Source organism: Lysinibacillus telephonicus (assembly GCF_003966145.1).
Classification (GTDB): Bacteria; Bacillota; Bacilli; order Bacillales_A; family Planococcaceae; genus Ureibacillus; species Ureibacillus telephonicus.
Window position 1 is genome coordinate 1 of record NZ_RXNR01000105.1, and the last position, 9915, is coordinate 9915.

7 protein-coding genes are annotated in these 9915 nt (G+C 36.1%); 5 read left to right on the forward strand and 2 right to left on the reverse strand.

Annotated elements, in window-relative coordinates; all coding sequences use genetic code 11:
- The first annotated feature begins 213 nt into the window (after positions 1–213).
- On the forward strand, positions 214–2277 hold the full coding sequence (locus EKG35_RS19605) for a thioredoxin domain-containing protein (protein ID WP_126296231.1): 2064 nt from the start codon (positions 214–216) through the stop codon (positions 2275–2277).
- Positions 2278–2453: 176 nt separating this feature from the next.
- Positions 2454–2822, forward strand: coding sequence for a hypothetical protein (locus tag EKG35_RS19610; RefSeq protein ID WP_126296232.1), 369 nt, complete (start codon positions 2454–2456; stop codon positions 2820–2822).
- A gap of 168 nt (positions 2823–2990) precedes the next feature.
- Here EKG35_RS19610 and EKG35_RS19615 read toward each other — a convergent pair whose 3' ends face one another.
- Together EKG35_RS19615 and plsY are read right to left on the reverse strand one after the other, a co-directional pair.
- The gene (locus tag EKG35_RS19615) at positions 2991–3284 is read right to left on the reverse strand and encodes a HesB/YadR/YfhF family protein (protein WP_126296233.1); all 294 of its coding nucleotides are present in this window, start codon (positions 3282–3284) and stop codon (positions 2991–2993) included.
- A 38-nt stretch (positions 3285–3322) separates the two neighbouring features.
- Positions 3323–3925, reverse strand: coding sequence for a glycerol-3-phosphate 1-O-acyltransferase PlsY (plsY, locus tag EKG35_RS19620; RefSeq protein ID WP_126296234.1), 603 nt, complete (start codon positions 3923–3925; stop codon positions 3323–3325).
- 390 nt (positions 3926–4315) lie between these two features.
- Between plsY and parE the strand changes: the two genes are divergently transcribed.
- From parE to EKG35_RS19635, 3 genes are all read left to right on the forward strand, one after another.
- Complete coding sequence (gene parE, locus EKG35_RS19625; protein ID WP_126296237.1) at positions 4316–6295, forward strand: DNA topoisomerase IV subunit B; 1980 nt, start codon at positions 4316–4318, stop codon at positions 6293–6295.
- A complete protein-coding gene (parC, locus tag EKG35_RS19630; RefSeq protein WP_126296235.1) occupies positions 6292–8733 on the forward strand; it encodes a DNA topoisomerase IV subunit A in 2442 nt (813 codons plus the stop codon). The genes parE and parC overlap by 4 nt, the downstream gene beginning before the upstream one ends.
- 394 nt (positions 8734–9127) lie before the next feature.
- Positions 9128–9808 carry a DMT family transporter gene (locus EKG35_RS19635; protein WP_126296236.1) on the forward strand — a complete coding sequence of 227 codons (681 nt, stop codon included), beginning with the start codon at positions 9128–9130 and terminating at the stop codon, positions 9806–9808.
- Positions 9809–9915 lie beyond the last annotated feature (107 nt).

Consider the following 9915-nt stretch of genomic DNA (forward strand, 5'->3'; position numbering starts at 1 on the left):
CAGGGTCAAAGCCACCAAAAAAAGCCACGTCTTACATCCTGTTTGTGTCATTACCATTATGAACCGAAGGTACTTATTTTCATGCCAGGGTTGGGTGTAAAAAACTCATGATTGTTTATTTGTAAAATATACAGTTAAAGTTTCCATTATTTTTTGATTCTGCTTATAAGGAAATGGGTAAAGTAATAGTAAATACAAGAAGAAAGTGATTCTATGACAACAAATAAAAAATCCAATCGATTAATTGCTGAAAAATCACCTTATTTGCTTCAACACGCTTATAACCCGGTAGACTGGCACCCGTGGGGAGAAGAAGCTTTCGAAAAAGCAAAGAAAGAAGGCAAACCTGTATTTGTTAGTATCGGATATAGTACTTGTCATTGGTGTCATGTAATGGAGAAAGAAAGTTTTGAAGACGAGGAAGTCGCTAAATTATTAAATGAGAGGTTTATTTCTGTAAAAGTTGACCGTGAAGAACGTCCTGATATTGATTCCATTTATATGACTGTCTGCCAATTAATGAATGGACATGGTGGATGGCCACTGAATGTTTTTTTAACCGAAGATAAGGTCCCATTTTATGTAGGAACTTACTTTCCAAAAGAAAGTAGACCACAGATCCCCGGTATTAAAGAAGTAATTATACAGCTATATAATCTTTATAAAAATGATGCGAAACAAATTGAAGATGTTACAAAACAAGTGTATGGAGCTCTTCAAAGTACTATGCAAGCTAAAGAGGAGGATATACTATCTGAAACTTCGGTGCATAATGGATTTCGTTCCTTCTTAAGCATGTTTGACGAGTCTTATGGAGGATTTGGTTCGGCACCAAAATTCCCTACACCTCATCATTACATGTTTTTACTTCGTTATTATCATTACACAAATGATGAACGAGCTCTTAATATGGCGGTAAAAACACTAGATGCCCTTGAAAAAGGAGGAATCTATGACCATATAGGCTTTGGTTTTGCAAGATATTCCACAGATGATGAATACTTAGTACCACATTTTGAAAAAATGCTCTATGATAATGCGTTATTAACTATTGCTTATACAGAATGTTTTCAAGTAACAAATTCTGAAGACAATAAAAAAATTGTAGAAGGAATCATAACTTACGTACTTCGAAAGCTTGCTTCTCCAGATGGTGGATTTTACTCGGCAGAAGACGCTGATTCTGAAGGGGAAGAAGGCAAGTTTTACCTATGGACGTTTGATGAAGTTATTTCAGTACTTGGTGATGATCTTGGGATGCTGTACAATACAGCCTACGGGATAACAGAAGACGGGAATTTTGATGGTAAGAATATCCCTAATTTAATCGATTCATCATTTCCACAGCTTGCAGAGCAAAATGGATTAACGATAAACGAGTTATTAGAACGCCTTGAAAGTGCCCGTAAACAATTGTTTGAATATCGTGAATTACGCGTGCACCCACATAAGGATGATAAAATTTTAACTGCATGGAATGCACTTATGATTGCTGCCCTTGCCAAAGCTTCTAAAGTTTTTAATAATAACAGCTACTTAGAAGCAGCACTTAAAGCTACACAATTTATTGAAACCACATTAACTGTGAATGACAGGCTTATGGTGCGATTTCGCGATGGGGAAGTAAAGCAGGAAGGATTTATTGATGATTACGCATATATGTTATGGGGCTATATTGAATTATATGAAGCGACCCACAATATTTCTTTTTTAAAAAAAGCAAAGAATTTGACTAAACAAATGTTTGAATTATTTTGGGATAAAACCGATGGAGGCTTTTACTTTTACAGTTCTCATTCAGAACAATTACTTATTCGTCAAAAAGAGACTTATGATTCAGCAATGCCATCTGGAAACAGCGTAGCGGCTCTGCAGTTGCTCAGGCTCGCACGGTTAACTGGAGATTCTGAATTAGAAGAGTCGGTTTATAAAATATTCGAAGCGTTTGCATTTCAAATTAACGATTATCCGATGGGCCACTCTTATATGTTAATGGCCTATTTAACAACGCTAATGAAAATGAAAGAAGTAGTTGTAGTCGGTGAAATTACTAATAAGCAACAACCATTTCTAACTGAGTTGCACCATGGCTTTCATCCAGAAATTATGTATTTAGTATGTAAAGATCCTCAAGAACTAAAAGATGTTGCACCATTTACTATGAATTATAAAAAATTAAAAGGAAGCGCCGCATTTTATATTTGTGAAAATTTCATGTGCCATCAGCCTATAACAGAAGTAAATGAGGCGATTGAGCTTGTTAATAAAAACAATTAACCCCCAAAAGAGATATTACTCTCTACTGGGGGTTTACTATTTTTTATATGTATAGAAGTGAAAGTATTGTAGTTTTTCATAAATGTTTTATTTTATTAAAAGTGATAGTATAGAGTATGACAATACATTTATGTTTTTAAAAAAGTTATTAATATTTAAGAAAGGTCGTAATATTTATGAATACAGAAGAAATGATTGTTCAACAAGCGCGGAATGTACTTAATAGTATGAAAGATTTAAAACGGTTGGCTCATAAAAAAGGGAAGGAGCGCTCTGACCTATTTGAGAGATTTTTTGCCAACAAACATTCATTTCAAATTTATTCAAATATCGATTCTGCAATAAAGCAATTAGACGAGGTTCAACTATTTTTACAGAAGTTACAATCCTTTAGTAGTGCATTCGAACCTGCACGCTATGATTTTGAAGGGGAGGTAGATGAAGCCCTGGTTGAATCATCCTATCCAGAAGTTCTTGAAACCTACAATAATATGGTAACAAAACTTGGTTTTGAAAAAGAAATTATTAATGTGAAACGATTTTAAAATTCGCCATAAAGTAAAAAAGGGGTGATCAGAAAGGATAATTTTCTGAACATCCCTTTAATTTTATTAAACTTAAAAACTTAAGCAAATTATCTTTCGCAGAAAACCTTATTCATTCCCGTAATAAAAAGCGGCCGTCGTAAAAGTTAGTTCAAACGGCCGTAATTTTTATTCTTTTATATAATCGTATTTAAGTTCATCCATCATTACATCTAATTTCACATGTAAATTATGATCATTGAAAAACCATAAATCATCTTTTTCAATATAAAAATGTATTCCTTCTTTGACCGTTTCAACACCAATGTCATGCGGCTCATCTTGAGTCATCCCAAGTGAAAATGCCTCATGGAAAGGGGAAGATCCACCGTATCTCGCATAAAAACGAATAGATTTCCCTTGTACTACTTCCATTTCTCTTTTAAACCATTGAAAAGCCTCATCAGAAATTATTAATTTCATGTCGATTGCATCCTTTCAGAACTTGTCTTAGTTCAAATCTATAACCATTTAACTTTTGGCTCTGTACCATCTTTAATTCGTTTAATATTTGCTCGATGGCGATAGAAAATAAATGATGCTAATATGATGACTAATACTAATAAAGAATAATCACCTGTAAGAAAGGCGTAAATAATGCTGTAAATTACACCAATAATCGATACAATCATTGATGATAAACTAACAATCTTCGTGATTTTTAATGAAATAAAGAAACCGATAATTAAAATGATAAACAACGGCCAGGCATACCCTAATAAAACACCACCGGAAGTTGCCACTGCTTTGCCGCCTCTAAAGCTAGCAAATATAGGGAACATATGTCCAACAACCGCAACTGCTCCTAAGATAAGCGGATGTATTTGTGTTTCAGAAAAATATGGAATCAGTGGAAGTAGGGTTGCTGCAGTCCCTTTTAATATATCTAAAATGGTAACAGCGAGACCTGCTTTTTTGCCTAATACACGAAATGAATTTGTCCCGCCTAAATTTCCACTGCCATGTTCACGTATATCCATTTTATAAAATATCTTGCCAATCCATAAACCGGATGGAATTGACCCGATTATATAAGCACAAAGTATAATAATTGCATTAACCATAGGCTTAATCCTTTCAAAAATTAATAGTTGGTACTAGTATGTAGCAATAACAATTTTACACTTTTTTGTGTACATACGAAAGTATAATTTCTAGTATTTATAAAGTCATTACATTTATCATAACAGATATTTTTTTAATAATATGAATGAAGTTGAAGGAAAAAGCAAAAATTATCGTGAATAATTGTACATTAAGCATTTTTCTTATTTACTCAATTGTTAAATAATAGGTAAAATAAGTTTCAATTAAAGTTTGTTTGTGCAACTTGACTTTAGTTTGATACAATAAATAAGCTTATCCTGACATGCGAAATATTGACAGAAAAACCTATTGTCAGTACGATTAAAACAGAAACAGAACGGACGTTTGTATTTTGGAGGGGATTTGATTTGGCAATAAATCAGCCAGGCATCGCTTATGATGACGATGCTATTCAGGTATTAGAAGGATTAGAAGCTGTTCGAAAACGGCCAGGGATGTATATTGGTTCCACAGATAGCCGAGGCCTTCATCACTTAGTTTATGAAATAGTAGATAATGCAGTTGATGAAGCTCTTGCTGGATTTGGATCACATATCATCGTTAAGATTCATGAGGATGGGTCTTTAAGTGTTCGAGATTTTGGACGAGGTATGCCAACAGGTATGCATAAAATGGGCAAACCAACACCTGAAGTTATTTTTACAATACTTCATGCCGGAGGTAAATTTGGACAAGGTGGATATAAAACAAGTGGTGGTTTACATGGTGTAGGTTCATCAGTTGTAAATGCCCTTTCAAAATTTTTAGAAGTAACAATTTATCGTGATGGACAAGTATTCCGTCAACGTTTTGAAAATGGCGGCAAGCCTGTTACTACATTAGAAATTTTAGGTGCAACAAAAGAGACTGGAACACAAGTACACTTCCTGCCGGATCATGATATTTTTTCTGTTACAAAGTTTAATTATGATACTTTAGCAGAACGTCTACGTGAATCAGCCTTTTTATTAAAGGGTTTAAAAATCGAATTAATTGATGAGCGCGGAGAAGGAAGAGCGGAAGTATACCACTACGAAAACGGTATTGAAGCATTCGTTACATATTTAAACGAAGAAAAAGATGTGCTGCATCCTGTGAAATACGTAGAAGGTAATCAAGATGAAATTGAAGTTGAATTTGCATTTCAGTTTAATGATGGCTATTCAGAAACAATTCTTTCTTTCGTAAACAATGTACGTACTCGGGACGGTGGAACACATGAAACGGGTGCGAAATCTGCCATGACGCGTGTATTTAATGAATACGCTCGAAAAGTAGGCTTATTGAAAGAGAAAGATAAAAATTTAGAGGGGACAGATATACGCGAAGGACTTGCGGCGATTGTTTCCGTACGTATTCCTGAGCATCTGCTTCAATTTGAAGGGCAAACTAAAAGCAAGCTCGGAACAAATGAAGCACGCTCTGCAGTTGAAGCAGTTGTTTCTGAGCAGCTTTTATATGTACTAGAGGAAAATGCTGAGTTATCAGCTTCGCTAGTACGGAAGGCTATTCGCGCTCAACAAGCAAGGGAAGCAGCGCGTAAAGCACGCGAAGATGCTCGAAACGGCAAAAAGAATAAAAAAGCAAGCACTATTTTATCTGGAAAATTGACACCCGCTCAATCAAGAAATGCAGCTAAAAATGAGCTGTATCTTGTTGAGGGCGACTCGGCAGGCGGTTCTGCAAAACAAGGTCGTGATCGTACATTCCAGGCGATTTTGCCACTGCGCGGGAAAGTAATTAATACGGAAAAAGCAAAGCTTGCCGATATAATGAAAAATGAAGAAATATCTACAATTATCCATACAATTGGTGCTGGAGTAGGTGCAGATTTTACAATTGAGGATGCTGCATATGACAAAGTAATTATTATGACGGATGCCGATACAGATGGTGCACATATTCAGGTGCTTCTTTTAACATTCTTTTATCGATATATGCGACCACTTATTGAGGCTGGAAAAGTATATATTGCGTTACCACCTCTATATAAAGTTTCAAGGGGTGCTGGCAAAAAAGAAGTAATCGAATATGCATGGACGGAGAAAGAATTACAATCAGCAATTAAAAAAGTTGGAAAAGGCTATATTCTGCAACGCTATAAAGGTTTAGGCGAAATGAACGCTGACCAATTGTGGGAAACAACTATGAACCCTGAAACACGTACGTTAATTCGTGTAACAATCGAAGACGGTGCACGTGCAGAACGTCGTGTTACAACACTAATGGGCGACAAAGTTGAACCACGTCGTAAGTGGATAGAATCAAATGTTGACTTTGGAATGGAAGATGATTTGAATATTTTAGATAGCGAATTCATCCAACATGAGGAGGAACTAGAAGTATGACGGCAACCGAACGTTTTCAAGAATTACCACTAGAGGAAGTGATGGGCGATCGGTTCGGTCGTTATAGTAAATACATCATTCAAGACCGTGCATTGCCTGATGCAAGAGATGGTCTTAAACCTGTACAAAGACGTATATTGTTTGCAATGTTTAATGAAGGCAATACGAATGATAAACCATTCCGTAAATCCGCTAAAACAGTCGGAAACGTAATTGGTAACTACCACCCACACGGTGATTCTTCTGTGTATGAAGCAATGGTTCGTATGAGTCAGGATTGGAAATCCCGCCATATGCTAATTGAAATGCACGGTAATAATGGTTCTGTTGATGGAGACCCACCCGCTGCGATGCGTTACACTGAAGCGCGTCTGTCAGCTATCGCAGCTGAAATGTTGCGCGATATTACGAAAAGAACAGTAGAGTTCGTACCTAATTTTGATGATCAAGATATGGAGCCGACTGTTTTACCGTCAAGGTTTCCAAATCTTCTTGTAAACGGCTCTACCGGAATATCTGCTGGATATGCAACGGATATTCCCCCACACAATTTAGCAGAGGCGCTGGACGCTGTATTAATGCGCCTTGACAACAGAAACTGTACTGTTGACGAGCTTATGACTGTACTGAAAGGACCTGATTTCCCAACAGGTGGTATTATTCAAGGTATCGACGGCATTAAAAAAGCATATGAAACGGGAAAAGGAAAAATTATTGTCCGTGCAAAAGCAGCTGTTGAATCAATCAAAGGCGGCAAAGAACAGATCGTTATTACTGAGCTTCCTTATGAAGTAAATAAAGCGAATTTAGTAAAAAAAATTGATGAGCAGCGAGTCGATAAACGACTAGAAGGAATTGCGGATATCCGTGATGAATCAGATCGTACTGGATTGCGGATTGTTATTGAGCTTAAGAAGGATATTCAAGGGCAAGGAATCTTAAATTATCTATACAAAACAACAGAACTACAAATCAATTACAATTTTAATATGATTGCGATTCACAATCGTCGACCAACATTAATGACCTTGCCGCTAATGTTAGATGCGTATATAGACCACCAGAAAGAAGTGGTGACAAAACGATCAAGCTATGACCTTCAAAAAGCAAAAGATCGCTTACATATTGTTGAAGGTTTAATTAAAGCAATCTCTATTTTAGATGAAGTAATTGTGACGATTCGTTCATCAAAAGATAAACGTGATGCGAAAATTAATTTGGAAACTAAATTCGGCTTTACCGAAGTGCAATCTGAAGCAATAGTAAGCTTGCAACTTTACCGATTAACAAATACAGATATTACAGACTTGCGTGCTGAGCAAGATGAACTACAAAAATCGATTGCTAAGTTAAATGATATTTTAGAAAATGAAAAGCAATTAATTAAAGTAATTAAATCTGAGCTTCTTGAAATTCGCAAAAAATTCGCTGAACCACGTCGTTCAACAATTGAAGCTGAAATAGAAGAGATTAAGCTTACACTTGATGTATTAGTGCCAAGTGAAGAAGTGGTTGTCACAGTGACAAAAGACGGTTATGTTAAACGAACAAGCATCCGTTCTCACGCCGCTTCAAATGGACAAGATTTCGCCATGAAGGATTCTGACTATCTGTTATACGAGCAAACGTTAAATACACAGCATCATTTATTGCTATTTACAAACAAAGGCAACTACATTTATCAGCCAGTCCATGAATTGCCAGATATTCGATGGAAAGATCTTGGCCAACATATATCAAGTATTGTTCCAATTGATAAAGACGAGGAAATTATTGAAGTAATAGGAATTGAGCAATTTGAACAAGATGACGTATTCGTATTAACGGCTACTAAAGAAGGGCAAATTAAACGCTCTTTGCTTTCTGAATACGCTGTCACTCGCTACTCAAAACCGATTAAGACAATGAATATAAAAGCCAACGACGAAATGATCTATGCAACTCTAGTCTCATCGAATAATGAGATATTATTAACAAGCTACTACAGCTACAGTATTCGTTTTGATGTTGAAGAAGTGCCAGTTACCGGAGTGAAAACTGGTGGTGTAAAAGCAATTAACTTAAAAGATGGGGATTTCTTATCAGCTGTAAATGTATTAAAGCAAGGCGATGGACAAGATGTGATTATTGTGACACATCGAGGTGCAGTAAAACGTATGAGCATAGCTGAAATTGAGAAAAGCGGTAGAGCTAAACGGGGAGTAGTTGTTTTGAAAGAATTAAAATCAAATCCTCACCGTATTTTTGCTGTGAAAGCTGTTGAAGTAGACGATGCTATTTTGCTTGAAACAGAAAAACAAATTCAAGAATTAGTAGAAGTAAAATCTCTTTCTAAAGCTGATCGATACTCAAACGGATCTTTAAAAATAGATATTTCTAACGATGGTGAATTAGCACTTGTCAAAGTAATACCAAAACAAGAAACTGAAAGTAAGTAAAAAAGAAAAGCGCAAGCGCCCTGCATCTATTGCTATCGCTTTTGATGCAGAATAAATTTACGTAGCCCCGACAAGCGCTGGCCGACAAAAACGCCACATCGTGTGGCATTGTCGGCACTTGCAATCCATGTGCTGCGGAGGGGGTCGAATCGAAAGCATCTTTCCAGCTTTCGACCGAGGGCAGACCACGACCTCGAGGGGCTGGGCGCTGGAGCTAGACATTTTTATCCACAAGTCGAAATTTCTTAACAGTAAAAAAGATACGTAAAAACAATCTCGTTTTTACGTATCTTTTTTACTGTCTGTCATTTTTTAAATATAAAAAATTATTGAAATTAACGTGAAAACATACTAACATTACATTGTTTTACTATTATTTTAAGGAGTAAGAGTTATGATTCTTCAAGATCGTACTAAAGGGATAGTACTCGTATTAACTGCTGCTTTATTTTGGGGCATTTCAGGCACTGTCTCTCAATATCTATTTCAAGCCTTGCAAATAAGCACGGAATGGTTAACGACCGTCCGATTATTATCTGCAGGTATTTTGCTTACCTTAATTGCCTATAAAAGGGAAGGCACTCGCATTTTTGATATATGGCGGCATAAAGCAGATATAATAGGTGTTACTATTTTTGGGATTGTTGGAATGATAGGGGTTCAATATACATATTTAGCTGCAATCAAACATGGTAATGCTGCAACTGCAACCGTATTGCAATATTTAGGACCTGTACTAGTAACTAGTTATTTTATTTTAATTGCAAAAAGACTACCGACAAAAAAGGAAATTACAGCAGTTGTTTTGGCATTATTCGGTACCTTTTTACTCGTAACACATGGTAGGATAAATACATTGTCTATTTCAACAGAGGCTTTTTTATGGGGAATCCTTTCGGCATTTGGTCTAGCATTTTATACGATTCAACCTATAAATCTCTTAAGAAGATGGGGTTCAACGATTGTAGTAGGTTGGGGAATGATTATCGGGGGAGTTGTTTTTAGTTTTATCCACCCACCATGGCAATTTGAAGGAGAATGGTATCTTTCTACAAATTTCGCTTTTTTTCTGTGAAAATAATTAATCCCTTCGGTCTTTGAATACTATTAATCAAATATGTTTATTCTTAAATTGACCGAAAAAAGCCAATAAGAAAGCAGAGCTACCTGTTGTGGGGTAAC

What these genes read in the sequence shown, in the direction of transcription:
- EKG35_RS19615 (WP_126296233.1), bottom strand. Translation starts at nt 3,284, where the DNA reads ATGAAATTAATAATTTCTGATGAGGCTTTTCAATGGTTTAAAAGAGAA.
- EKG35_RS19635 (WP_126296236.1), top strand. Translation starts at nt 9,128, where the DNA reads ATGATTCTTCAAGATCGTACTAAAGGGATAGTACTCGTATTAACTGCT.
- EKG35_RS19605 (WP_126296231.1), top strand. Translation starts at nt 214, where the DNA reads ATGACAACAAATAAAAAATCCAATCGATTAATTGCTGAAAAATCACCT.
- EKG35_RS19610 (WP_126296232.1), top strand. Translation starts at nt 2,454, where the DNA reads ATGAATACAGAAGAAATGATTGTTCAACAAGCGCGGAATGTACTTAAT.
- plsY (WP_126296234.1), bottom strand. Translation starts at nt 3,925, where the DNA reads ATGGTTAATGCAATTATTATACTTTGTGCTTATATAATCGGGTCAATT.
- parC (WP_126296235.1), top strand. Translation starts at nt 6,292, where the DNA reads ATGACGGCAACCGAACGTTTTCAAGAATTACCACTAGAGGAAGTGATG.